Source organism: Streptomyces sp. NPDC053560 (assembly GCF_044544605.1).
Taxonomy (GTDB): domain Bacteria; phylum Actinomycetota; class Actinomycetes; order Streptomycetales; family Streptomycetaceae; genus Streptomyces.
Genome location: NZ_JBITXI010000008.1, coordinates 185,622 through 209,699, shown reverse-complemented (window position 1 = coordinate 209,699; position 24,078 = coordinate 185,622). Strand labels below are relative to the sequence as shown.

Below are 24,078 nucleotides of genomic sequence, written 5' to 3'. Positions count from 1 at the left end.
AGCACCTTGATCGTCATGTTGTCTCCCCCGTGCGTGCGGTCTGCAGCGGCAGCCGTACCCGTACCTTGAATCCGCCGGCCGGGGGGGGGGCCGCGCGCCCCCCCCCCCCCCCCCCCGCCCCCCCGCCCCCCCCCCCCCCCCCCCCCCCCCGGGCCCGCTGGAACGTGCTCCGGTACGCCGCCGGCGAGACGCCGATGGCCGCATGCAGATGCTGGCGCAGCGACGCGCCGGTGGCGAAGCCCACCTGCCCCGCGATCCGGTCCACCGGCAGGTCGCTGGTCTCCAGGAGGCGGCGGGCGCGCAGCACCCGCTGCTGGGTGAGCCAGCGGCCGGGGCTCACACCGGTCTCCTCCCGGAACCGGCGGGCGAAGGTGCGCAGGCTCATCCGGGCGTGACCGGCGAGGTCGGCCAGCGTCAGCGGCCGGTGGAGGTTCTCCAGGGCCCAGCTCTGCGTGGCGGCCGTGCCGGTCGCGGTGGGCCGGGGCACCGGCTCCTCGATGTACTGCGCCTGACCGCCGTCGCGGAAGGGCGGCACCACGCAGCGCCGCGCCACGTGGTTGGCGAGCTCGCTGCCGTGGTCGTTGCGCAGGATGTGCAGGCAGACGTCGAGGCCGGACGCCGCTCCGGCCGAGGTCAGCACGTCGCCGTCATCGACGAAGAGCACGTCGGGGTCGAGCGCGACCCGCGGGAACCACCGCCGGAAGAGATCCGCGAGCTCCCAGTGCGTGGTGGCGGCGCGCCCGTCGAGCAGCCCGGCGGCGGCCAGTACGAAGGCGCCGGTGCAGATGGAGACGGTACGGGTGCCGGGCCGGACCGTCGCGAGCGCGGCGGCCACCGGCTCCGGGAGCCGTTCGGTGACCCGGGACGGCGCGATGGAGGGGACCACCACGGTGTCGGCCGTGGCCAGGATCTCCGGGCCGTGTTCGGAGGCGATCGTGATTCCCGACTCGCCCTGCACCGGACGGCCGTCGGGGGTGCAGGTCAGCACTTCGTAGCGGCCGTCCGCCGCACCGAAGATGCGGCTCGGGATGCCGAGTTCGAAGGGGAAGACCCCGTCGAGGGCCAGGATCACGACTCGATGCACGGACATGGCACGATCCTAGCGGTTGTTGGCATTCATGCCATTGTCCCGCTGCCCCGGCCTCGCGAGGCTGGGGGCATGAACGAACTCACCATGCGAGCCATCAGCCAGGACGTGCACGGCGGTCCCGAGGTGCTGAAGGAAACCGAACTCCCGCGGCCGGAGCCCGGTCCGGGCCAGGTCCTCATCGCCGTCCACGCGGCCGGCGTCAACCCCACCGACTGGAAGCACCGTGCGGGCGGGCGGTTCGTCCACCGGCTGCCCCTGGTCCTCGGCTGGGACGTTTCCGGGGTCGTGACGGCGGTCGGCTTCGGCGTCACCCTGTTCGAGCCCGGCGACGAGGTCTTCGGCATGGTGCCCTACCCGCACGGCGTCGGTACCCACGCCGAGTACGTCACCGGGCCCGCGCGGGCGTTCGTCCGCAAGCCCGCGGGCCTCGACCACGTCCGGGCCGGAGCGCTGCCGCTGGCCGCACTCACCGCCTACCAGGCACTGGTCGACACCGCCGACGTCCGGCCGGGGCAGCGCGTACTGATCCACGCGGCCGCGGGCGGGGTGGGCCATCTCGCCGTACAGATCGCCAAGGCACGCGGCGCGTACGTGATCGGCACGGCGAGCGCGGGCAAGCACGAGTTCCTGCGCGGGCTGGGCGCCGACGAGCTGATCGACTACCGCGGCACGGACTTCGCCGAGGCCGCCGGCGAGGTCGACGTCGTGCTGGACACCCTCGCCGGCGAGACCCTCACCCGGTCCCTCGACGTCCTGCGCAAGGGCGGCACCCTCGTGTCGATCCTCAGTGGCGGCACCCCCGAGGACGCGGCGAAGGCCGCCGAAATCGGGGTCGGCCTCAAGGCGATGATGGTCGAGGCCGACCACGCGAGCATGCGGGCGGTCGCCGACCTCGTCGAGGAGGGCGCGCTGCGGGTCCACGTCGACCGGACCTTCCCGCTCGCGGACGCCGCCGCGGCCCACACGGCCGGCGAGACCGGGCGCACGACCGGAAAGCTGGTCCTCACGGTCCGGTGACGCACGCCCGGTGACGCGGTGACGCACCTCGGAGGGGCGGGTACGCGTACGACCCGGCAGCGCTCCGGGGATCCGCCGAGTGGGTGCGGATTCCCACAGCGGGCGGTGAGCCGGCGGCACACGGGTACTCGCCCACCGCACGACGTTGCGTTTGCGCGATATGTGACGGTTTCGCAGGGTGGGGTGCACGGAGACAGGAACGGGCACCCGTTCCGCACCGGCCGGGAGAGCACACCGGAGTACGCACCGGCGCGACCCCGCGGAACGGCAGTCCAGGAGAGGAGAGCGGCCATGTCCGACGAGGCGATGGGTGACGAGGTCTACCAGCCGGCAGCCGACGAGGGGCCGGCCGAGCCCGACGACCTCGACATGCAGGACGCCCTCGACGAGCCGGACGCCGACGAGCAGCTGGACCAGGGGTACTCCCCGCCCGAGAAGCCCCTCGGGGTGAACAAGAAGGGCACCACGGCGAACGAGCAGCGCGCGGGCGAGAGCCTGGACGAGCGGCTGGCCGAGGAGGTGCCGGACGTGACCCCGCCCGACGGCGACGGCATCGGTGACGCGCTGGACACGGACGGCGAGCCGATCGACGACCAGGTCGGCGAGGACCGCGCCGGGCGGATCGTCGGCGGCGACCAGGGCTATCCGGACCGCGGCCGCAACGCCAACGACGTCGTCGCCCGGGACGTGGGCATCGACGGCGGCGCGGCGGGCGCCGAGGAGGCCGCGATGCATGTCGTGGACGACGAGAACGTGACCGACGACAAGTCCCCGCCGCTGCGCTGACAGGGTAGAAAGGGGGCATGACCGAGGGCGCCGGGCAGGCACACGACGACGTGGACGCGGTGACACGAGCGGTGCTCACCGCGTCCCAGGTGCTGGTGGCCGTCTCGGCGCGCTCGCTGGCCGCCATCGGGGAGACCGTCACGCTGCCGCAGTTCCGGCTGCTGGCCGTGCTGTCCGCGCACGGGGGCGCCAAGCTGGTGACCGTCGCGGAGCTGCTGGGGGTCAACCCCTCCACCGCGCTGCGCATGATCGACCGGCTGATCGCGGCCGGTTTCGTGCGGCGCGAGGTCAATCCCCGCAGCCGTCGAGAAACGATTCTGCAGCTGACCGAAGCGGGCCGGCGCATCGTCGAAGAAGTCACGGCGCGGCGGCACGCCGAGATCGCGGAGATCGTCGGGCGGATGCCGGCCGCGCACCGCGCCGAACTGGTGTCGGCGCTGACCGCCTTCGCCACCGCCGCCGGCGAACCCACGCCCCCGGCCGCCGGCCCCGACCCGTTCCCCCTGGGCTGGACCGCCCCGGGCGCCCCCTGACGCACGGCCCGGCCCGCCCCGACCCCGGAGGTGCGCCGCCATGCCCGCCACCGACGACGCCGGAGCCGGCAACGGCCCGGCCGTTACCGCCGTACGCGGCCCGCTCGTCCGTTTCCCGGCCGACCCGTTCCGCACCGGGTCCGGCGAGGCGCTGCGGTACGCGTCCGACGGGCTGCTGATCTGCGCCGACGGCCGCGTCACCGCGGCGGGCGAGCACGCCGCGCTCCGCCACCGGCTGCCCGCGGGCGTCACCCCCGTGCACTACCCGGACCAGGTCATCGTCCCCGGTTTCGTCGACGCCCACGTGCACGGTGTGCAGACCGACGTCATGACCGCGTTCGGCGCCGACCTGACGGAGTGGCTGGAGCGGCGCGCGTTCCCCGAGGAGGAGCGGTTCGCGGACTCCGGGTACGCCCGCGAGGCCGCCGCCGTCCTCTGCGACCAGCTGCTGCGCAACGGCACCACCACCGCCCTGGTCTTCGGCTCCGTCCACCCCGGCTCCGCCGACGCCCTGTTCGCTGAGGCCGCCCGGCGGAACCTCCGCATCGCCTGCGGCAAGGTGCTCATGGACCGCAACGCGCCCGAAGCGCTGCTCGACACGGCGGACAGCGGTTACGCGGAGTCCAAGGCGCTCCTCGACCGCTGGCACGGCAAGGGGCGCGCCCAGTACGCCATCACCCCCCGTTTCGCGCCCAGCAGCACCCCGGCACAACTCGAAGCGGCCGCCGCGCTGTGGCACGAACACCCCGGCACGCTCCTGCACACCCATGTGTCGGAGACCCCGGACGAAGTCGCCCGGGCCCGCTCCCTGTTCCCCGGCCGGGCCGGCTATCTCGACATCTACGACCACTACGGGCTGCTCGGGCCGGGCGCGGTGCTCGCGCACGGCGTGCACCTCTCCCCCGCCGAACGCGACCGCTGCGCCGCCACCGGCACCGCCCTCGCGCACTGTCCCGGCTCCAACCTCGCACTGGGCAGCGGCCTGTTCCCGGCGCGCGAGACCGCCGGCGGCCCGCTTCCGGTGACCGTCGGCCTCGGTACCGACGTCGGCGCGGGCCCCACCTTCTCGATGCTGTCCACGGTCTACGACGCGTACCGGGTCGCCGCGGTGTGCGGCGCCCCGATCGACACCGCGCAGGCGTACCACCTCGCCACCCGGGGCGGCGCCGCCGCGCTCGGCCTGGCGGACACCGTCGGCTCCCTCGCACCCGGCCAGGAGGCGGACTTCGCGGTGCTCGACCCGCGGGCCACGCCGCTGCTCGCCCGGCGCACCGCGCGCGCGGAGGACATCGAGGAGCTGCTGCTCGTGCTCGCGGCGATGGGGGACGACCGCGCGGTGCGCGCCACGTACGTCGCGGGGCGGCTCGCGCACGACCGGGACGCGGCGCCGGCGGGACGGGCCGGGGGTGGCCCGTAAGGCTGATACGGGGGTTTTCCCGATGGTCCCGGCGTACGGGAGCGCCGTAGGATCGTGCGGCGTCGGCCCGGGGCACGGGGGTTCCGGGCCGCGTAACAGACGATCCGGCAGGGGGAATTCATGCAGCGGCGAATGCGTCGGCTCGTCTCGGTCACGCTGGCGGCCGGACTGGGAACAGGCGCGCTCGTCGCGTGCGACGCCGTGTCGGGGCGGACGTTCAAGGACGACGCCACCGTGTCGCAGAAGGTCACCTCGGTACGGCTGGACTCGCGCGCGGGCGGCGTCGAACTGCGAGGCAGGGACGGCGCCACGGAGGTGTCCGTGCATCGCGCGGTGACCTACCACGGCGACCGGCCGGAGGGCGCGAGCCATCGCGTCGAGGACGGCGTCCTGGTGCTGGGCGGCTGTGGCAGGGACTGCTCCGTGAACTACACGGTCGAGCTGCCGGCCGGCCTGCCCGTGTCGGGTGGGACCACGGCCGGTGCGATCCGGCTGAGCCGGGTGGGGAAAGTGGACGTCGGCACCAGCGACGGCGCGATCGAACTGGACGGCGTCAGCGGCCGGGCCGACGTACGGACCAGCAACGGCCGGATCCACGGGCGCGGACCGATCGGCGGTCCCGTCACGGCGCGGACCACCAACGGCGGGATCGACCTGGCGCCGGGGCGTCCGCAGGACGTGCGGGCGGAGACCTCCAACGGCGCCATCACGCTCACCGTGCCGGCCGCGCGGTACGACGTGTCCGCGCGGACCAGCAATGGCGACAAGCGCATCAAGGTGTCCGACGACCCGGACGGCCGGTACCGGCTCGACCTGACGACGAGCAACGGGTCGATCACGGTCGACCGCTCGTAGCGCGGCTCCGGCCCGGGGGGGGCGGCAGGTCAGCGGCCGAGCGCCTTGGCCAGCTCGTCCTTGTTCATCGAGGACCGGCCGTCGATGTTCTTCTTCTTGGCCTCGGCGTAGAGCTGGTCCTTGGTCGGTCCCTGCGGGCCCATGCGGTTGCCCGACCGCTCGCCGCCGCGCTGCGGTGCGGACTTGCGGTCCCGGGTGGAGGTCTTGCTCGCGGTCTTCGACTCGCCGGTGCGGGCCCGCTCCTTGTTGACCGTGCGCGCGGCGATCTCCTTCGCCCGGCCGGTGGAGGTGCCGCGCTTCTGCGCGCCCTCCTTGATGTGCTCGTACTGTCGCTCGCGCTTCTTGCTGGCACCTTGCGGCATGTCACGTCTCCTCGTGTTCGGCCTCGGCCCACCGGGAGTGCGGACCGGTGGCACGTTCCACTCCACCTCTCACCTCCGCGGTCCGCGAGAGGAGGGGGGCCGTTCGGGCACGCCGTCGGCGCCGGGCGGCGCACTCCAGCATCATGGCGTGCACGAAGGACTGCGGGAGGTTGCCCCGCAACTGACGCTGCGTGATGTCGTACTCCTCGGCGTACAGCCCCGCAGCGCCGCATGCCGCGCGGTTCCGCTCGAACCAGCGGTACGCCTCAACTGCCCTGCCCTGCTGGTGTTCCGCCGGCGCCGTGGTGAATCCGCAGAGCACGAAGGCGCCCTCCGCCGCCGCCGGCGGCCGGCCGGCGTTGCGGACGGCCCGGTTCATCGCTTCGCCGGCGCCCGGCACGTCGAGGGCGCACCGGCCGTTCACCACTCCGCCGGCTGACCGGTGACGACCTGTGCGGTGGCGGGCGCACCGTAGGTCCAGCCGAAGCCGGTGGTGGCGCCGGACCGCACGGTGACCAGGACCAGCGTCGTGGCGTCCCGGGTGAGGGTCCCGTCGCCCTCCGGGGCGTCGGTCGGGACGGTGTGGACCGCCGTCCCGACCGACGCCACCGGGGGCTCGGCTCCCCCTCCGTGCTCAGCGGTGCTCACTCGTTCCGGCCGCCCTCGGCGCCGGGCCGGTCCTCGCGGTGCCGCTTGCCGGGCAGCATCTCCTGCACCTTGGCCTTGAGGCCCTGCTTGATCACGTCGGCGCGGTCGCTGTCGCCCTTGAGGACGGCGGTCGCGGCGGCCTCGATCTGGTCGAAGCTCGCGTGCGGCGGGATCGGCGGGACGGCCGGGTCGGTGCGGAAGTCGATGACGAACGGGCGGTCGGCGGAGAGGGCCTGGCGCCACGCCGACTCCACGTCGCCGGGCTTCTCGACGCGTACGCCGCCGAGCCCGATGGAGCGTGCGAAGTCGGCGTACGGCACGTCCGGGATGTGCTGCGAGGGCTCGAACTGCGGGGCGCCGGACATCGCGCGCATCTCCCAGGTGACCTGGTTGAGGTCCTGGTTGTTCAGGACGGCGACGATGAGCCGCGGGTCGGACCACCGCTGCCAGTACTTGGCCGCGGTGATCAGTTCGGCCATGCCGTTCATCTGCATCGCGCCGTCGCCGACGAGGGCCAGCGTGGGACGGTCGGGGTGCGCGAACTTGGCACCGATGACGTACGGCACGCCCGGTCCCATGGTCGCCAGGGTGCCGGACAGCGAGCCGCGCATGGCGCCGCGCATCCGCAGATGGCGCGCGTACCAGTTGGCGGCGGAGCCGGAGTCCGCGGCGAGGATCACATCGTTGGGCAGCAGCTGGTCCAGCGCGTGCACGACGTACTCGGGGTTGACCGGGTCCGCGTCCACGGCGGCGCGCCGCTGCATGACCTCCCACCAGCGCTTCGTGTTCTTCTCGATCTTCTTGCGCCAGTCGCCGTGCTTCTTCCGCTTCAGCTGCGGCAGCAGCGCCCGCAGGGTCTCCTTGGCGTCGCCCACGAGGTTGACCTCGAAGGGGTAGCGCATGCCGACCATGTGCGGGTCGATGTCGATCTGGACGGCGCGTGCCTGGTCCAGTTCGGGCATGAACTGGGTGTAGGGGAAGCTGGATCCGATGACGACGAGGGTGTCGCACTCCATCATCAGCTCGTAGGACGGCCGGGTGCCGAGCAGGCCGATGGCGCCGGTGACGTACGGCAGGTCGTCCGGCAGCGCGTCCTTGCCCAGCAGCGCCTTGGCGACGCCGGCGCCGGTGACGTCGGCCAGCTCCTCGACCTCGGCGCGGGCGCCGCGTGCGCCCTGCCCGATGAGGATCGCGACCTTCTCGCCCTCGTTGATGACCTTGGCGGCGTCGGCGATCGCGGGCTTGGCGGGCAGCGGCGCGTAGTCGGCCATGCCCAGGCTGGAGGGCACCATCTTGAACGCGTGCTTCGGCGGGGTGTAGTCCAGCTCCTGCACGTCGGCGGGGATGATGACCGCGGTGACGGTGCGCCGGGCGATGGCGGTGCGCATGGCCCGGTCGATGACGTTGGGCAGCTGCTCGGGGACGGTCACCGTCTCGCAGAAGTCGGAGGCGACGTCCTTGTACAAGCTCGCGAGGTCGACCTCCTGCTGATAGGAGCCGCCCATGGCGCTGCGGTTGGTCTGGCCGACGAGGGCGACGACGGGCACGTGGTCGAGCTTGGCGTCGTAGAGACCGTTGAGCAGGTGGATGGCGCCGGGCCCGGAGGTAGCGGCGCAGACGCCGACCCGGCCGGAGAACTTGGCGTACCCCACGGCTTCGAACGCGGCCATCTCCTCGTGCCGTGCCTGGATGAACTCCGGCTTGTTGTCGGCCCTCCCCCAGGCGGCCAGCAGGCCGTTGATGCCGTCACCCGCGTAGCTGAAGACGTGGTCGACGTCCCACTCGCGCAGCCGCTGCAGGATGTAGTCGGACACCTTGATCGACACTTGGCTTACCTCTCACTTTCCGATGGGTGACGTGCGGTGCGGGCGGCGGGCCGACCGGAGGGCGACGGCGGCCGCGGCGCCGACGGCGGCCAGCGCGCCCGCGGTGAGCAGCCGGCCGTCGCGGGTGCTGACGGCGGGCCGCTGGGCGAGTGCTTCGGGCCGGGTGGCGGGCAGCGGCCCGTCGAGGCCGAGTGCGAGGGCCTCGGCGAGGTGCAGCGCGCGCCGCCCCGTACCGCCCTGCTCGATCTGGGTACGGCAGCTGAACCCGTCGGCGAGAACGATGTCGCTGGGTGCCGCGTCCCGGACGGCGGGCAGCACGCCCAGCTCACCGACCTTCATCGACAGGTCGTGGTGGCCGCGCTCGAAGCCGAAGTTGCCGGCCAGTCCGCAGCAGCCCTCGTCCAGCACCTCGGCCTGGATGCCCGCCCGGCGCATCAGCTCACGGTCGGCGTCGTCCTTGAGGACGGCGTGCTGGTGACAGTGGGTCTGCACGGTGGCGTTGCGGGCCAGCCGGGGCGGCCGCCAGTCGCCGGGCGCGTGGTTGAGCAGCTGCTCCGCGAAGGTGCGGAACTGCCCGGCGAGCCGCCGGACGTCCTCGTTCTCCGGCAGCAGTTCGGGCGCGTCGGCGCGGAAGACGGCCGCGCAGGACGGTTCCAGTCCGATGACCGGTGTACCGGCCGCCAGCCAGGGCCGCAGGACCTCCAGGGTGCGGCCGAGGACGTGCTTGGCGGTGCGCAGCTGCCCGGTGGAGATCCAGGTCAGCCCGCAGCACACGGCCCGGGTGGGCACGGCGACGCGGAAGCCCGCGTCCTCCAGCACGCGCACCGCGGACTTGGCGATGCCCGGGTGGAAGTACGTGCTGAAGGTGTCCGGCCAGAGGAGGACGGTGCGCGGGTCGGCGGGGTCGGGCTCCGGTGTGTTGCGCGCCCGCCACCACTGCACGAACGACTCCTCGGCGAAGACCGGCGCGGCGCGCTCCCCCGCGACACCGGCCGCGGCCTTGCCGAGCCGGCCGAGGCCGGGTGCGCCGAGTGCGGCGTTGACCAGCCGCGGGGCCGCGCGGGAGAGCCGGGCCCACAGCGGCAGCCAGCCCATGGAGTAGTGCGCCGCCGGCCGCAGCCGTCCTTCGTAGTGGTGGGCGAGGAACTCGGCCTTGTACGTGGCCATGTCGACGCCGACCGGGCAGTCGGACTTGCAGCCCTTGCAGGCCAGACAGAGGTCGAGGGCGTCCTTGACCTCGGTCGAGCGCCAGCCGTCGGTGACCGGCGAGTCATGGTGCCCGCCGAGCATTTCGAACAGCAGCCGGGACCGGCCGCGGGTCGAGTGCTCCTCCTCGCCGGTCGCCCGGTACGAGGGGCACATCACGCCGCCGGACTGGGTACGGCAGTTGCCGATTCCGACACAGCGCATCACCGCGCGGGTGAAGGAGTGGTCGTCCTCCGGATAGCCGAAGTGCGTGGTGTGGCTCTCGGGGCGCCAGTCCGCACCGAGCCGCAGGTTATCGTCCGCCCGGTACGGTGCGACGACCTTGCCGGGGTTCATCCGGTCGTCCGGGTCGAACAGCGCCTTGAGCTCGCCGAAGGCGGTGACCAGCCGCTCGCCGAACATCTTCGGCAGCAGCTCGCCGCGGGCCTGCCCGTCGCCGTGCTCGCCGGAGAGCGAGCCGCCGTAGGAGGCGACCAGGTCGGCGGCGCGGTGCAGGAACTCCCGGAAGGCGGCGACACCGTCGGCGGTCCTCAGCTCGAAGGGGATGCGCGTGTGCACACAGCCCTGGCCGAAGTGCCCGTAGAGGGAGGGGTGGCCGTAGTCGAACTCCGCGAACAGCTGCTTGAGGTCGCGGAGATAGTCGCCGAGCCTGTCCGGCGGTACGGCGGAGTCCTCCCAGCCCTCCCACGTCTCCCGGCCGTCCGGGGGCCGCGCGGTCACGCCGAGCCCGGCCTCGCGGGCCTTGAGCATCATCTGCTCGCGCACGGGGTCGTCGGAGAACGCCACGTCCGGGTCGCCCTCGCCACGGTTGATGGCGTGCAGCAGGTCGCAGGCCTGCCCGTCGACGTCCTCCTGATTGTCGCCGCTGAACTGCAGCAGCAGCCAGCTCTCGCCCTCGGGGAACCGTTCGAGTGAGTCGAGGAAGGCGTGCTCCTCGCGCATCAGCTGGGCCATCCGCCCGTCCAGCGCCTCCAGCTGGGTGGGGCGGCAGTGCCTCAGCAGCCGGGGCACGTCGTCGGCCGCGGCGCAGATGTCGTCGTACCCGAGGATCAGGATCGCCTCGGCGGCCGGTACCGGTACCAGCTCCAGCTCCGCGTGCAGGACGGTGACCAGGGTGCCTTCGCTGCCGGTCAGCGCACGGGCGAGGTGGAACTCGTTCTCCGGCAGCAGCGCGTCGAGGTTGTAGCCGGAGACCCGGCGCGGGATGCGCGGATAGCCGCGCCGGATGTCGGCCATGTAGCGGTCGGCGATGCGGCGCAGCCCCTGGTACAGCTCTCCTTTGCGGCCGCCGGCGGCGACGGTCTCCTCGAACTCGGCGTCGGTGGTGGCTCCGGCCCACATCCGGGTGCCGTCGTAGGTGAGCACTTCCAGGCGGCGCACGTTGTCGGCGGTCTTGCCGTACGCCTGTGCCGAGGCGCCGCAGGAGTTGTTGCCTATCATGCCGCCGAGCGCGCAGTGGCTGTGCGTGGACGGCTTGGGGCCGAACCTCAGGCCGTACTCCGCCAGCTTCCGGTTGAGGTCGTCCAGCACGATGCCCGGCTCGACGACGCAGGTGCGGCGCTCGGGGTCGACCGAGACCAGGTGGTGACAGTACTTCGTCCAGTCGATGACGACCGCGGTGTTGGTGCACTGGCCGCCCAGGCTGGTGCCGCCGCCCCGGGAGAGCACCGGAGCGCCGAACTCCGCGCAGACCTCGACCGCCGCCGCGCCCGCCCGCACGTTCCGGGGAGCGACCACGCCGATGGGCACCTGCCGGTAGTTCGAGCCGTCGGTGGCGTACGCGCCCCGGCTGCCCGCATCGAACCGCACCTCCCCCTCGACCCGCTCGCGCAGTGCCCGTTCCAGCGCCACCACGTCCAGGTCCGCGCCGCCGGGCAGCGTGCTCTTGCGCTCGGTGAGCGCCGCCCGCTCCTCAGGGGCCATGGCCACCTCCTCGTCCGTCCCCGCCTCACTACCGCCGTCATTGCCGGGGCGCCGCCCCGGGCCGTGGCTACTTGCCGCGCCCGGTAACGAAGTCCCGCGCCCGGTCGACCAGCCCCGCACCCGGGGCCAGCAGCTTGTTGGCGGGCGGGGTGCTGGGCGACTTGGGGTGCGGGCGGGTGGGCGCCGTCTTCTTCGCGCTGCGGATCTTCTCGCCGAGCGTGTCCAGCTCCTCCTGCGGGCAGGCGTCCCGCAGCTGCGGGAAGAGGCGGTTCTCCTCGTCCCTGAGGTGTGCGGTGACCTCGGTGCGCAGCTTGACGATCAGATGGCTGAAGTCGAGGTGCCCCGCTCCGGTCTTCTCCAGCTCCTTCAGCAGCGATTCGACCCGGCCGTGGTCGGCGATCTCCTTGTCGGCGAGCGCGTCGCCGTCCGGGAGGTGCTTGCGCACGGCCGGGTAGAGGTGCTGTTCCTCGGCCACGGAGTGCCGGACCAGCTCGATCGTCAGCTCGTCGGCCAGGCGCTTGCGCTCCTCCGACCCGGGTACGGCGCCCTCGATGCGTCCGAAGAGCTCCGCCACCTCTCGGTGGTCGGTGGTCAGTTCCTGGATGACGTCGCCGCCGCCGTGCCCCATGAGTGCTGCCACCTTTCGCCAGCGGCGCGACCGGTCCTTCCGGGCGCCCTCGGACGAGTTCCCGGTAGCTCGGGGGCGTAACGCCGCAACTCGACTGATCGGAAAGGATTGGGCCGAACAGGCCACTTTCGACGCAAGAAGGTGCGCACCGGCACAAAGATGCGCGCCGGGCCGGCTCGACGGTTACCGGCCCGGCGCCTCCCATCCCATGGACCCCATGGCCCGGCGTCCGGGTCCCATGCCGCGCCGGGGTCAAACCTCCTCCCGCCGGAAATTCCCCGGCACCGGCAGGCCGGGGTGGTGCGGGTGGGACGCGTCAGACGGTGGGGGTCAGATCGGCACGGCCGAACAGCAGGGCGTATCCGCGGGGCAGTTGCGTCAGCACCCGCTCCAGCAGCTCCACACCCAGGTGGGCGCCGACGGCGGTGAGAACGGTGCTGGCGTCCCAGCGCGCGGTCGCGTGCGTGGCGCCCTCCGTGCGGGCCGCCACCCGGTCCACGAACGCACTGGCGGTCCGGCGCCGCTCGTCCCGCACCGCCCCCGCGACGGTCGCCGCGGTCCCGGGCGGCAGGGCGCCGAGCACCGCGACGCGCTCCTCACCGGTGAGCTGTCCCGCGAAGACCGCCAGCACCTCCCGGACCGCCCGCTCGGCCTCCGCCGTGGTCCGGTAGCGCCCCGAAGTCCGCACCGCCGCGAGCAGGTCGCCGCCCATGTTGCCGCCCTTCTCTGCTTCCCCTCCATCGTCCGGCACCGGGCGGAACCCGCAACACCGGGCACGTGCCCCGCACGCCCCGTCCCCGCCCCTCCGTACGGGCGCATCACCGGCCCGGCGGGCTTCGGTCCCGGCCGGGAGGGGCACCCGTCCCCGCATGTTCCACACTTCAGACCTTCCCGGCATCGACGAGTCGTACTGGATGGCCAGCGCGGACACCACGTCGTACGTTCCGCTGACCGAGGACACCGACGCCGACGTGACGGTGATCGGGGGCGGCATCGCGGGGCTCTGCACGGCGTGGGAGCTGTCGAGAGCGGGCCGGCGTGTCGTCGTCCTCGAAGCGGACCGGATCGCCGCCGGCGTCACCGGCTACACCACGGCCAAGCTCTCGTCGCTGCACACCCTGGTCTACGACCGGCTGCGCCGCACCCGCGGCAGCGGCGCCGCGCTGCAGTACGCCGTCTCGCAGCAGGGTGCGGTCGAGCGGGTCGCCGAGGTCGCGCAGGAGCTGGGCATCGACTGCGAGCTGGAACGGTTTCCCGCTTTCACCTACGTCCGCGACCCGGCCGGCACCGACCAGCTGCGCGCCGAGGCCGAGGCCGCGCGGGAGGCGGGCCTGCCCGCCTCGTACGTCACCAGGACGGAGCTGCCGTTCGACGTGGCCGGTGCCGTGCGGGTGGAGGACCAGATCCTCTTCCATCCCCGCAAGTACCTGCTGGCGCTCGCCCAGGATCTGCGGAGGCACGGCGGCGCGGTGTACGAGCGCACGCGCGCCACCGGGCTGCACGAGGGCTCGCCGTGCCGGGTGACCACCGAGACCGGCGCCACGGTGACCTCCCGCGAGGTGGTCGTCGCCACCCACTACCCGGTGTTCGACCGGGCACTGTTGTTCACCCGGCTGGCGCCGCGCCGGGAGCTGGTGGTGGCCGCGCCCATCGAGGCCGGCCGGGACATCGGCGGGATGTACATCACCGAGGAGGAGGGGAAGCGCTCGGTGCGCACCGCCCCCTACGGGGAGGACCGCCGGCTGCTCGTCGTCACCGGCGAGACCTTCACCCCCGGCGCGGGCGACACCATCGAGCGGTTCAAGAAGCTCGCCGACTGGACGGTGCGGAACTTCCCCGGCACCGAGATCGCCTACCGGTGGGCGGCCCAGGACAACGACTCCACCGACACGGTGCCGCTGGTCGGGCCCTTCCACCCCGGCGCCCGGCACACCTACGTGGCGACCGGCTTCGGCGGCTGGGGGCTGAGCGGCGGCGTGATGGCGGGCCGCCTGATCGCCGGGCTGATCACCGGGGACCCGCCGCCGTGGGCCGGGCTGTACGACCCGCGGCGGCTGTGGGGTCCGGTCCGCGAGGCGCCCGCGTTCCTCAGCCACCAGGCGAAGGTCGGCAAGCACTTCATCGGCGACCGGCTGCGCACCACGCACGTGGACTCCGTCGCGGACATCCCGCCGGGCACCGGCGCGGTGGTCCGCGTCGGCGGGCAGCGCGCGGCGGTGTACCGGGACGAGGAGGGCACCGTGCAGGCGGTGTCGGCCCGCTGCACCCACCTGGGCTGTCTGGTCGCCTTCAACGCGGCGGAGACGGCGTGGGAGTGCCCCTGTCACGGGTCCCGCTTCGGCACGGAGGGCACGGTGCTGCAGGGTCCTGCGCTGCACCCGCTGGAGCAGCTGGACCTCGGCTCCGACGTGTAGCGGACGGCGCGCGGGGAACCCAGCACGGGCACCGTCCGTCCCCCTCGCCGGCCTCGTGCATGCAGAGAGGAAACAGCTGATGAGCAGTGCTTCCCAGCGGCGGGTCGTGGTGACCGGCGCCACCGGAAACGTCGGTACCAGTGTGGTCCGTGTGCTGAGCGAGGACCCGGGGATCGACGAGGTCCACTGCGTCGCGCGCCGGATGCCGCGCAGCTCGCCGGAGAAGACCACCTGGACCGCGGCCGACATCGCGGACGAGGAGTACGATCTCGCCGCCGACTTCGCCGGCGCGTCCGCCGTGGTGCACCTCGCATGGGCCTTCCAGCCGACCCACCACCCGCCGGAGACCTGGCGCACCAACGTGCTCGGCAGCATGCGGGTCTTCGAAGCGGCGGCCACGGCCGGGGTGCCCGCGCTGATCCACGCCTCGTCGGTCGGCGCCTACTCCCCCGGCCCGAAGGACCACAAGGTGGCCGAGGACTGGCCGACCCACGGCTGGCCGGACGCCGCGTACTGCCGCGAGAAGGCGTATCTGGAGCGGGTCCTGGACGGTTTCGAGCGCGCCCACCCCGACATGCGGGTGGTCCGCATGCGCCCGGGGTTCCTCTTCAAGGAGGAGTCGGCCTCCGAGCAGCGGCGCATTTTCGGCGGCATCGCGACACCCGCGCAGGTCGGCAAGCTGGCCCGGCCCGGACTGCTGCCGTTCCTGCCGGACATCCCGGGGCTGCGCTTCCAGGTACTGCACACCGACGACGCCGCCCACGCCTACCGGCTGGCCGTCCTCGGCGAGGCCCGCGGCGCCTTCAACCTGGCGGCCGAACCGCCGGTGGACATGCCCTTCCTCGCCCGGCTGCTGAAGGCCCGTACGGTACGGATGCCCGCGGCGGCCGCCCGCGCCGCGCTCGGCACCGGCTGGCGGCTGCGGCTGGTGGGCGCCTCCCCGCACCTGTTCGACGCGGTACTGGGGCTGCCGCTGATGGACTGCCGCCGGGCGCGCGAGGAACTGGGCTGGCGGCCGGAACGCACCGCGACCGAGGCGGTCGACGCGCTGCTCAGCGGCCTGCGGAACGCGAGCGGAGCGCCCACGCCGCCGCTGGCGACCCGGCCGAAAACCGCCTGACGGGCAGGGTGCGCGGGGCCGCTCTCCGGGCCACTGCGCCGTTGGGCCGAACTTGATCGTTCACGAGTTTTCCGGGGCGGGGTGCCGGGCACTCCGGGAGCGCCGCGGGCCGGTCACCGCGTCACCGTGCGCGTGCAGCGGACGGTCCCGGCGGCACGCAGCCCATCAGCACCGAACCTCTGGAGGAAGACATGGCCGACAAGGGGAGCGGGCCGGACAGCCCGCTGCGCGACGACGAGGCGAAGAAGCGCCTGGAGGGCGAGCTGCGGGCCAATCGTGGCATCCGGATGGAGGAGGACCACGAGCCCGAGCCCGCGGGCGAGGACCAGCCCGCCGTGCGGCGCTCCCCCGAGGGGGCCTTCGAAGGCGGCACACCGCCGGGCATGACCGGGGACGACGTGGAGCTCCGCTCGGACCTGGCCCGCCACCTCGACCCCAGCATCTACCCCGCCGACCGGGCCACGGTGCTGGAGTCGCTGCGCGGGAACAACGCGCCCGACAGCGTCCTGGCGCGGGCCGAGAACCTCCCCGGCGGGCAGCCGTTCGCCAACGTCCAGGACATCGCCCGGGCGCTCGGCCTGGGCGTCGAGGAACGGCGGACCTGACAGCGGCCGACTCGTCGAGGAACGGCGGACCTGACACAGACCGGCGAGCGCCGCGCGCCCACCGCGGCGGACGCCGTACCCGGGCAGGAGTGCGCCGGGCCGGATCACCCTTCCGGCCCGGCGCTCTCCCATCTCCCATTGGCCGGCCGCTCGGCCGGGATGCCGAGTGCCACGCTCCCCCGCGCCCCAAACCCCCGCCCTCCCCGGACCGCCGTACGGCGGCCGCCGGGATGCGGCCGCCGCCCGTACAGGGTGCGATGGGGCGGAGGAGGTGGCGATACGTGGCACACGCGGTCTGGTCCGGTGCGCTCTCGTTCGGGCTGGTCGCCCTGCCGGTGCAGCTGGTGACCGCGACGGAGAGCCACACGATCCACTTCCACCAGCTGGAGCGCGGCACCTCCGACCGGGTGCGCAACAAACGCGTCAACGAACGCACCGGCAAGGAAGTCCGGTACGACGACATCGTCAAGGGCTGGGACGCCGGGGACGAGTACGTGCTCGTCGAGCCGGACGAGCTGGACGAGATCGCGCCGGGCCGGTCAAAGTCGCTGGAGATCTCCGGGTTCGTCGACCTCGACGCGGTGGAGCCGATCTACTTCGACAAGACGTACTACCTCGCGCCGAAGAGCAAGGAGTACGCCAAGGTCTACGGCCTGCTGAGGGAGGCGCTGGCGAAGGCCAACAAGGCGGGCATCGCCACCTTCGTGATGCGCAACCGTGAGTACCTCGTCGCCGTGAAGGCCGAGGACGACATCCTGGCCCTGCACACACTGCACTGGGCCGACGAGGTGCGCGATCCGCACGAGGAGCTGCCGACGCTGCCGGGGCGCGCCGAACCCGACAGGAAAGAGCTGGAGACCGCGGTGGCGCTGGTCGACGCGCTGACCGTCGAGTGGGACCCGTCGGAGTACCGGGACACGTACCAGGAGAAGGTGCGCGGGCTCATCGAGGCCAAGCGCACCGGCGAGTCCGTGGAGAAGGCCGAGCCCGCTCCGGAGCCGACCAACGTCATCGACCTGCGCGAGGCCCTCCAGGCCAGCGTGGACCGCGCGAAGGACCGCCGGAAGTCCGGTGGGAAGGCGAAATCCGGAGGGGCACGGAAGTCCGCTCGGGGGCAGGGATCCGGTCGGGACGACCTCGACGGACTCACCAGGACGGAGCTGTACCGGCGGGCCACCGACGCCGGCGTACCCGGCCGCTCGTCGATGAACCGGGACGAACTGATCGAGGCCCTCTCCGGCAGCGGCTCGAAGAACCGCCGCCGGAAGAAGGCCTCCTGACGGTACGTCACGCGAGGTCACGGCAGCGGTGTACCGCCGGTGGCGTTCACGATCTCCGCGGTGATGAACCCGGCGTGCTCGGAAGCGAGGAACACATAGGCCGGCGCCATCTCGGCGGGCTGGGCCGGCCTGCCCAGCGGCGCCTGCTTGCCGAACTCCGCGGTGTCCGGCAGCGTCGCCGGGATCAGCGGCGTCCACACCGGGCCCGGTGCCACCGCGTTCACACGGATGCCGTCGGGGGCGAGCATCTGCGCGAGCCCCTGCGTGAAGGTGACGATGGCACCCTTGGTCGTCGCGTAGTCCAGCAGATGCGGACTGGGCTTGTACGCCTGCACCGACGTGGTGTTGATGATGGAACCGCCCTTGGGCATGTGCGGCAGCGACATCTTCGACAGCCAGAACATCCCGTACAGATTGGTGCGCAACACACGGTCGAACTGCTCGGTGCTGATGGCCTGGATGCCGTCCGGCTGCGACATCTGGTACGCCGCGTTGTTGACCAGGATGTCGATGCGTCCGAACTCCGCGACGGTCCGCTCGACCAGCTGCCGGCACGCGGACTCCTCGCGGATGTCGCAGGCGACGGCGACCGCCTTGCGTCCCGCCTCCTCCACCAGCCGTGCGGTCTCCCGGGCCTCGTCGGCCTCCTCGGGCAGGTGGGTGAAGACCACATCGGCGCCCTCGCGCGCGAACGCCAGCGCCACCGCGCGGCCGATGCCGGAGTCGCCGCCGGTCAGCAGCGCCTTGCGGTCCGTCAGCAGCCCGCTGCCGCGGTAGGACTCCTCACCGTGGTCGGGCAGCGGGTCCATCGGCCCGGTCCAGCCCGGGTGCTCCTGGTCCTGCTGCGGGAAGTCCGGCCGCGGGTGCTTGTCCCTGGGGTTTCGCGGCTGTCCGCTCGCGGCGCCGTTCCCCTTGTCGTCGTGGTGGTTTCGGTGTTGCGCGGTCACTGATGCCTCCTGTTCCGCGTTGACCGTGTGCCGTGGTCAGCCGCCCCCTCCGGCTGCTCCACGGGTCCCCCGCCCGACGGGCCTCAACCCATCATCGGGGCGCGCGGCAGGATCGGCGACCGGGCGTCACCCGGGACACCGGGCGGAACCCGAGACCGACGGGTTTCCTTTCGTCCCGAAGCGGTACCCGGTGCCTCATGGACTTCCCTGCGGAGGCTCCCGGACGGAGAACCCCGATCGGGGCGGCCTCATGACGCACACGACGAACACACCGGACGAAGGCGACCGGCGGGGCGCCAGGAAACGCCCGGCACTGCCCGAGCTGATGCGCGCGGCACGCGCCCAGCTCGCCGAACTCACCGGCCTGCAGCCGGAGACCGTCACCCGGTTCGAGAAGACCGAGGACGGCTGGCTGCTGGAGGCGGAGGTGCTGGAGCTGGCCAGGGTGCCCGACACGATGAGTCTCATGGCGCTCTACGAGCTTGTCCTGGACCACGAGGGCCTGCTCACGGGGTACCGGCGCGTCGGTCGCTACGAACGAGCGAAAGGAAACCAGTGAGATGACCGTGGTTCCCGCTCAGCAGGAGAACGGCCGGGGAGGAGGCGGCTCCAGCGGCCTGTACGACGTCCTGGAACTCGTACTGGACCGTGGCCTGGTGATCGACGCCTTCGTGCGTGTCTCCCTGGTCGGCATCGAAATCCTCAAGATCGACGTACGAGTCGTGGTCGCGAGTGTGGACACGTACCTCCGTTTCGCCGAGGCCTGCAACCGGCTCGACCTGGAATCCGGGCCGAAGAAGGATCCCGGCCTCCCCGACCTGGTCGGCGAGATCACCGAGTCCGGGGCCCGCGGCAAGAGCAAGGGAGCCCTCTCCGGCGCCGCCGAGACCTTCGCCGACGCCATCGGCCAGGGCCGGGAAGCGGCCGGCGGACGGAACGGATCGTCCGCGTCCAACGGCGAGGAAGCCCCGCGCCGCACCCGGCGCACCACCAGCTCCCGCAAGAAGGAGGAGAGCTGATGACCACGTACGTCTACGGCATAGCGCACGCCGAACACCCCACGCCCGAGCAGCAGGTGCTGGGCGTCGGTGACCCGCCCCGCCCGGTGCGCATCGTGCGGGCCGGCGAGCTGGCCGCCGTGGTCAGCGACTGCCCCGACGGGCTGCGCCCCAAGCGCCGCGATCTGCTGGCCCACCAGCACGTCCTGACCGAGATGGGCAGCGCGGGGGCGGTGCTGCCGCTGCGCTTCGGCTCGCTGTCGACGGACGACGACGCGGTGCGCGGCGCGCTCGGCGAACACACCGAGCACTACAAGACGCAGCTGGCCGAGCTGGCCGGCCGCGTGGAGTTCAACGTCAAGGCGGCGCACCGCGAGGAAGCCGTGCTGCGGCTCGTCGTCGACGACGAGCCGGAGGTCCGCCGCCTCACGGAGGCCCTCCAGTCCGCCGGCGGCGGCAGCTATCCCGAGCGGGTACGGCTGGGCGAGCTGGTGGCCAACGGCGTACGGGCCCGCGAGGTGCGGGACGCGCACACGGTCGAACACACCCTGACGCCGCTGGCGGAGCAGTCGGCGCCCGGCCCCGAAGGCTCGGGCTGGCTGGTCAACCTCTCCTTCCTGCTGCCGCGCACGGACACCGCGTCCTTCGCCGAGGCAGCACACCGGCTCGCCGAGACGCAGCCGCACCTGGAGCTACTGGTGAACGGCCCGCTCCCGCCGTACAGCTTCGTCCGCCCGGCCCACTCGGCCGCGGACGGGGAGGCCCGGGAGCGGACTCCGGAAGGGTCGGGCCGGGGCTGATGGGCCTGCTCAAGGAAGTACTGCTGCTGCCCGCCGCTCCTGTGCGCGGCACCGCGTGGGTGCTGCGCCAGGTCGTGGCGGAGGCGGAGCGGCAGTACTACGACCCGCAGGTCGTCCAGCAGGAACTCCGGGAGCTGGCACGGCAGTTGGACGACGGTCTCATCGACGAGGCGGAGTTCGACCGGCGCGAGGACGAGCTGCTGGACCGGCTCGCGGTGGCACGAGGACAGGCACCGCAAGGACCGGCCCCCACACCACAGACATCGCGAGGACAGGCATCACACGACCGACGGGGAATACAAGGAGACGAGTGAGATGAACAACCGGGCGGCACTGGCACTGGCCGTCGCCGGAGGATACGCACTGGGCCGCACGAAGAAGATGAAACTCGCGCTCAGCGTCGGCGGCATGGTTCTGGGACGGCGACTGCAACTGGATCCGCAGCGGCTGCTGAGTCTGGTCGATGAACGGCTCAAGGCGGATCCGCAACTCGCGGAGCTGCGCGACCAGTTACGGAACGATCTGAGCGGCGTGGGCCGCGCGGCAGCGGGCGCGTTCGTCAACCGGCGTATCGACGGACTGGCGAGCAGCCTCCACGAACGCACCCTCGGCGTCCAGGACCGGATCGCCGGCGGCGCGCTCCCGCAGCAGCGGGACGACGACGCCGAGGAGGCACCGGACCGGGAGCCCGAGGACGCGGACCGCGCGGCGGACGACGAAGCCGAGGGCGACGAGCCGGAGGAGGAGCGCACACCGGCCGAGAACCGCGCTCCGCGCAAGCCGCGCAAGCAGGCCGCCGGCAAGGCGACCGCTGCCCGGCGCCCCGCGCGGGCCGCGGCGAAGAGCGGCACGAAGGCCGCGAGCAGGGCCGGTACGAAGGCCACGGGCAGGGCCGGGAGCAGGACGGGCACCGGCTCTGGTGGCAAGGCCGGCACCCGGACGACGGGCGGTACCCGGTCGTCGTCCGGCCGGAGCCGGGAGCGCAGCGATGGCTGATGACAAGGGCGGTGGCACCGCCACCCGGCTGAAGGACACCATCGCCAGCAGCCCGGCGACCGACCGGCTCAAGGAGGAGGCCGCCGCGTTCGCCGCGGCCCAGGCCCAGCGACTGCTGATCGCCGGCGGCAAGAAGCTGGGCTCCGCCACCACCCGGCTGCAGGACATGGCCGAGGGCAACGGCCCCGGCCTGGGCCGGATGGTGCTGGACGGCGGCCGTCGCCTCGCCGAGGGCGAGGGGCCGCTGCGGGCGGCCGTCGGCGCCGGCGCGACCGGCGCGAAGGAGCGGATCAAGGAGACGCTGCAGAAGGTGGGTGGCGGCAGCCGGACGGGCACCGGACAGGGCAAGTTCGTCACCGTCGTCGAGGACACGGACGTCGGAGTGCCGGTACGTACCGCGTACGACCAGTGGACGCAGTTCCAGGAGTTCAGCACCTTCGCCAAGGGCGTGCAGAACGTGGACCGCACCGACGACACCACGTCCAACTGGCGCGCCAAGGTCTTCTGGTCCACCCGCAGCTGGCAGGCGTCCGTCACCGAGCAGGTGCCGGACCGGCGCATCGCCTGGACGGCGCAGGGGGCGAAGGCGTCCCTCAAGGGGGTCGTCACCTTCCACGAGCTGGCGCCGGAGCTGACCCGCGTCCTGCTGGTCATCGAGTACTACCCGAAGGGTCTCTTCGAGAAGACCGGCAACCTCTGGCGTGCGCAGGGGCGGCGGGCCCGGCTGGATCTGAAGCACTTCCGCCGCTTTGTGATGCTGCGCGGCGAGCCGACCGGCAGCTGGCGCGGGGAGATCCGCGACGGTGAGGTCGTCGAGTCCCACGAGGACGCGGTGGACCGCGAGGAGGAGCAGGAGCCGGAGTCGCCCGACGCGGCAGCGGACGAGCGGGAGGAGCCCGCGGACGCGGCGGACCAGGACGCCCCGGAGGGTTTCGAGGGCTCCGAGGATCCGGAGGAGCCGGAAGAGGCCTACGACGACGACGAGTTCGGCGACGAGGAAGCCGGCGACGAGGAGGGGTACGCCGACGAGGAGCCGGAGGCGTACGAGGACGAGGACGCCGACGCTGAAGACGCCGACGCCGAGGCCGAGGCCGAGGAGTACGAGGACGAGCCCGAGCCGGAACGGGTGAGGTGAGCACGCGCCCCATGTCGTATCCCGCAACCGGCGCCGGCGGCGGCGCCAACCTCGCCGACATCCTCGAACGCGTCCTGGACCGGGGCGTGGTGATCGTCGGCGACATCCGCATCAACCTGCTCGACATCGAACTCCTGACCATCAAGCTGCGGCTCATCGTGGCGTCGGTGGAACGTGCCGAAGAGATGGGCATCGACTGGTGGCGGGACGACCCGTCGCTGTCGGCCGGCGCCCGCCGCAGGGAGCTGGACCGGGAGGACCAGGAGCAGCAGGAACTGGCCCGGGAGAACGCCGAGCTGCGCGCGCGCATCGCCGCCCTGGAAGGCCGGCGGGACGCCCTGGAGGACGGAAAGGAAGAGGCACCGTGACCACGCCTCATGACAACGGCAGGCTGATGTACGCCTACGCCGTTCTCCGGAGCGGCGCGCGGCCGCCGGGCGGCCTGCTCGGCATCGGGGACACGCCCGTGCACACCGTGGCCGAGGGGCCGCTGGCGGCGCTGGTCTCCACGGTGCCGACGGCCGAGTTCGACCAGCCGCAGGTCCGCGAACGCCTGGAGGACCTGGCGTGGCTGGAATCGACCGCACGGGCGCACCGCAGGGTCGTGGACGAGACCGCAGCGGAGGTCGGCGTGCTGCCGCTGCGGCTGGTCACGGTGTACCGCGACGAGGACTCCGTCCGGGCCGTGCTGGCCGCGAACGCGGAGCGGTTCGAACTGCTGCTGGCGCGGCTTGACGGCCGGCTGGAGTGGGGCGTGAAGGCGTACGCCCGGGCGTCGGAGGACTCCCGTGCGGCGGCGGGCCACGAGTCCGCCGCGCGGCCGGCGCCGAGTCCGGCCGGCGCCGAGTCCGGCCGGGAGTTCCTGCGGCGGCGGCTGCGCGACCGGAAGGTCCGGGACACCGCGCGGCAGGAGTCCGACGGGCTGGCGCGGGCGGTGCACGACACACTGACGCAGGCCGCCGAGGAGAGCCGGCTGCACCGCCCGCAGGACCCGCGGCTGGCCGAGGCCGTCGCTGCGTCCGGCGCCGCCGACGCCGACGGCCACGCGCCCGCCGGGAACCGCGCCGCCGTGACCCGCGGCGCGAACCTCCTGAACGGCGCCTATCTGGTCCGCCGCGAGCAGGCCGGGGAGTTCGCCGAGCGGGTCGGGGAGCTGGCGGCCCGCTCCCCCGCCCTGCGAATCGAGCTGACCGGACCGTGGGCGCCGTACTCCTTCACCGATCTGCCGGAGGAGGCACCATGAGCACCCCCTCCCCCAGCACTCCCGTGGCTCTGATCGATCTGCTGGACCGGCTGCTGGCCGGGGGTGTGGTGATCGCCGGGGACCTGACCCTGCGCATCGCCGACGTGGATCTGGTGCGGGTGGATCTGCGGGCCCTGATCAGCTCGGTCAACGAGAACGTGCCGTCGCCGTTCGCCGGGCTCGCCCCAAAGGAGCCGGCCGCGGCGGATCCGCCGCGGGTGACGGGCCCCTCGCGGCCCGCCGCCGCCA

Annotated in this window: 25 protein-coding genes and 2 pseudogenes; 18 read left to right on the top strand and 9 right to left on the bottom strand. The window is 73.0% G+C overall.

Annotated elements, in window-relative coordinates; genetic code table 11:
• Positions 1-13: 13 nt before the first annotated feature.
• A complete protein-coding gene (locus ACIGQF_RS20710) occupies positions 14-1,090 on the bottom strand; it encodes a GlxA family transcriptional regulator (RefSeq protein WP_399712032.1) in 1,077 nt (358 codons plus the stop codon).
• An 84-nt stretch (positions 1,091-1,174) separates the two neighbouring features.
• Here ACIGQF_RS20710 and ACIGQF_RS20705 point away from each other — a divergent pair, with 84 nt between their 5' ends.
• The 5 genes from ACIGQF_RS20705 to ACIGQF_RS20685 all read left to right on the top strand — a co-directional run bounded on the left by ACIGQF_RS20705 (position 1,175) and on the right by ACIGQF_RS20685 (position 5,698).
• Positions 1,175-2,107 (top strand): NADP-dependent oxidoreductase, encoded by a 933-nt coding sequence (locus tag ACIGQF_RS20705; RefSeq protein WP_399712612.1) that lies wholly within the window; start codon positions 1,175-1,177, stop codon positions 2,105-2,107.
• Between the two features lie 291 nt (positions 2,108-2,398).
• Positions 2,399-2,893, top strand: a complete 495-nt coding sequence (locus tag ACIGQF_RS20700) for a DUF5709 domain-containing protein (protein WP_399712029.1) — start codon at positions 2,399-2,401, stop codon at positions 2,891-2,893.
• Between the two features lie 17 nt (positions 2,894-2,910).
• On the top strand, positions 2,911-3,426 hold the full coding sequence (locus ACIGQF_RS20695) for a MarR family winged helix-turn-helix transcriptional regulator (protein WP_399712027.1): 516 nt from the start codon (positions 2,911-2,913) through the stop codon (positions 3,424-3,426).
• Positions 3,427-3,466: 40 nt separating this feature from the next.
• Positions 3,467-4,843: a guanine deaminase gene (gene guaD, locus ACIGQF_RS20690; protein ID WP_399712025.1), complete on the top strand. Its 1,377-nt coding sequence runs from the start codon at positions 3,467-3,469 to the stop codon at positions 4,841-4,843.
• Positions 4,844-4,963: 120 nt separating this feature from the next.
• Positions 4,964-5,698, top strand: a complete 735-nt coding sequence (locus tag ACIGQF_RS20685) for a DUF4097 family beta strand repeat-containing protein (RefSeq protein ID WP_399712023.1) — start codon at positions 4,964-4,966, stop codon at positions 5,696-5,698.
• A 29-nt stretch (positions 5,699-5,727) separates the two neighbouring features.
• Here the strand turns inward: ACIGQF_RS20685 and ACIGQF_RS20680 are convergent, their stop codons facing one another.
• From ACIGQF_RS20680 to ACIGQF_RS20650, 7 genes and pseudogenes are all read right to left on the bottom strand, one after another.
• Complete coding sequence (locus tag ACIGQF_RS20680; protein ID WP_399712022.1) at positions 5,728-6,060, bottom strand: plasmid stabilization protein; 333 nt, start codon at positions 6,058-6,060, stop codon at positions 5,728-5,730.
• A gap of 121 nt (positions 6,061-6,181) precedes the next feature.
• Positions 6,182-6,412 (bottom strand): annotated as a pseudogene (locus ACIGQF_RS20675) (glycoside hydrolase family 15 protein); the annotation flags it as partial.
• Positions 6,413-6,480: 68 nt separating this feature from the next.
• Complete coding sequence (locus tag ACIGQF_RS20670; RefSeq protein ID WP_399712020.1) at positions 6,481-6,669, bottom strand: hypothetical protein; 189 nt, start codon at positions 6,667-6,669, stop codon at positions 6,481-6,483.
• A gap of 35 nt (positions 6,670-6,704) precedes the next feature.
• Positions 6,705-8,528 (bottom strand): thiamine pyrophosphate-requiring protein, encoded by a 1,824-nt coding sequence (locus ACIGQF_RS20665; protein ID WP_399712609.1) that lies wholly within the window; start codon positions 8,526-8,528, stop codon positions 6,705-6,707.
• Between the two features lie 18 nt (positions 8,529-8,546).
• Complete coding sequence (locus ACIGQF_RS20660; RefSeq protein WP_399712017.1) at positions 8,547-11,663, bottom strand: FAD-binding and (Fe-S)-binding domain-containing protein; 3,117 nt, start codon at positions 11,661-11,663, stop codon at positions 8,547-8,549.
• A gap of 67 nt (positions 11,664-11,730) precedes the next feature.
• The gene (locus ACIGQF_RS20655; RefSeq protein ID WP_399712015.1) at positions 11,731-12,291 is read right to left on the bottom strand and encodes a hemerythrin domain-containing protein; all 561 of its coding nucleotides are present in this window, start codon (positions 12,289-12,291) and stop codon (positions 11,731-11,733) included.
• A gap of 316 nt (positions 12,292-12,607) precedes the next feature.
• Entirely contained in the window at positions 12,608-13,042 is a 435-nt protein-coding gene (locus tag ACIGQF_RS20650; RefSeq protein ID WP_399712013.1) for a DUF2267 domain-containing protein, read from the bottom strand.
• Positions 13,043-13,160: 118 nt separating this feature from the next.
• Here ACIGQF_RS20650 and ACIGQF_RS20645 point away from each other — a divergent pair, with 118 nt between their 5' ends.
• From ACIGQF_RS20645 to ACIGQF_RS20630, 4 genes are all read left to right on the top strand, one after another.
• Entirely contained in the window at positions 13,161-14,705 is a 1,545-nt protein-coding gene (locus ACIGQF_RS20645; RefSeq protein ID WP_399712011.1) for an FAD-dependent oxidoreductase, read from the top strand.
• Positions 14,706-14,784: 79 nt separating this feature from the next.
• The gene (locus ACIGQF_RS20640) at positions 14,785-15,825 is read left to right on the top strand and encodes an SDR family oxidoreductase (protein ID WP_399712009.1); all 1,041 of its coding nucleotides are present in this window, start codon (positions 14,785-14,787) and stop codon (positions 15,823-15,825) included.
• Between the two features lie 191 nt (positions 15,826-16,016).
• The gene (locus ACIGQF_RS20635) at positions 16,017-16,430 is read left to right on the top strand and encodes a DUF2795 domain-containing protein (protein WP_399712007.1); all 414 of its coding nucleotides are present in this window, start codon (positions 16,017-16,019) and stop codon (positions 16,428-16,430) included.
• A 281-nt stretch (positions 16,431-16,711) separates the two neighbouring features.
• On the top strand, positions 16,712-17,710 hold the full coding sequence (locus tag ACIGQF_RS20630) for a Ku protein (RefSeq protein WP_399712005.1): 999 nt from the start codon (positions 16,712-16,714) through the stop codon (positions 17,708-17,710).
• A 17-nt stretch (positions 17,711-17,727) separates the two neighbouring features.
• On the opposite strand, the gene ACIGQF_RS20625 is transcribed toward ACIGQF_RS20630, so the two are convergent.
• A complete protein-coding gene (locus ACIGQF_RS20625; RefSeq protein ID WP_399712003.1) occupies positions 17,728-18,657 on the bottom strand; it encodes an SDR family oxidoreductase in 930 nt (309 codons plus the stop codon).
• Positions 18,658-18,907: 250 nt separating this feature from the next.
• Here ACIGQF_RS20625 and ACIGQF_RS20620 point away from each other — a divergent pair, with 250 nt between their 5' ends.
• The 9 genes and pseudogenes from ACIGQF_RS20620 to ACIGQF_RS20580 form a co-directional block, all read left to right on the top strand.
• Entirely contained in the window at positions 18,908-19,216 is a 309-nt protein-coding gene (locus ACIGQF_RS20620) for a gas vesicle protein (protein WP_361562147.1), read from the top strand.
• Between the two features lies 1 nt (position 19,217).
• Positions 19,218-19,676, top strand: coding sequence for a gas vesicle structural protein GvpA (locus tag ACIGQF_RS20615; RefSeq protein ID WP_399712000.1), 459 nt, complete (start codon positions 19,218-19,220; stop codon positions 19,674-19,676).
• Complete coding sequence (locus ACIGQF_RS20610) at positions 19,676-20,455, top strand: GvpL/GvpF family gas vesicle protein (protein WP_399711998.1); 780 nt, start codon at positions 19,676-19,678, stop codon at positions 20,453-20,455. The genes ACIGQF_RS20615 and ACIGQF_RS20610 overlap by 1 nt, the downstream gene beginning before the upstream one ends.
• Positions 20,455-20,769 carry a gas vesicle protein GvpG gene (locus ACIGQF_RS20605; protein WP_399711996.1) on the top strand — a complete coding sequence of 105 codons (315 nt, stop codon included), beginning with the start codon at positions 20,455-20,457 and terminating at the stop codon, positions 20,767-20,769. Before ACIGQF_RS20610 ends, ACIGQF_RS20605 begins: the two co-directional genes overlap by 1 nt.
• Position 20,770: 1 nt before the next feature.
• A complete protein-coding gene (locus ACIGQF_RS20600; protein ID WP_399711994.1) occupies positions 20,771-21,451 on the top strand; it encodes a DNA primase in 681 nt (226 codons plus the stop codon).
• On the top strand, positions 21,444-22,586 hold the full coding sequence (locus ACIGQF_RS20595) for an SRPBCC family protein (protein ID WP_399711992.1): 1,143 nt from the start codon (positions 21,444-21,446) through the stop codon (positions 22,584-22,586). The genes ACIGQF_RS20600 and ACIGQF_RS20595 overlap by 8 nt, the downstream gene beginning before the upstream one ends.
• Positions 22,587-22,597: 11 nt before the next feature.
• The gene (gene gvpJ / locus ACIGQF_RS20590) at positions 22,598-22,954 is read left to right on the top strand and encodes a gas vesicle protein GvpJ (RefSeq protein ID WP_399711990.1); all 357 of its coding nucleotides are present in this window, start codon (positions 22,598-22,600) and stop codon (positions 22,952-22,954) included.
• The gene (locus ACIGQF_RS20585; RefSeq protein WP_399711988.1) at positions 22,951-23,829 is read left to right on the top strand and encodes a GvpL/GvpF family gas vesicle protein; all 879 of its coding nucleotides are present in this window, start codon (positions 22,951-22,953) and stop codon (positions 23,827-23,829) included. The genes gvpJ and ACIGQF_RS20585 overlap by 4 nt, the downstream gene beginning before the upstream one ends.
• Positions 23,826-24,002, top strand: a pseudogene (locus tag ACIGQF_RS20580) (gas vesicle protein); the annotation flags it as partial. The gene ACIGQF_RS20585 and the pseudogene ACIGQF_RS20580, both read left to right, overlap by 4 nt.
• Positions 24,003-24,078 lie beyond the last annotated feature (76 nt).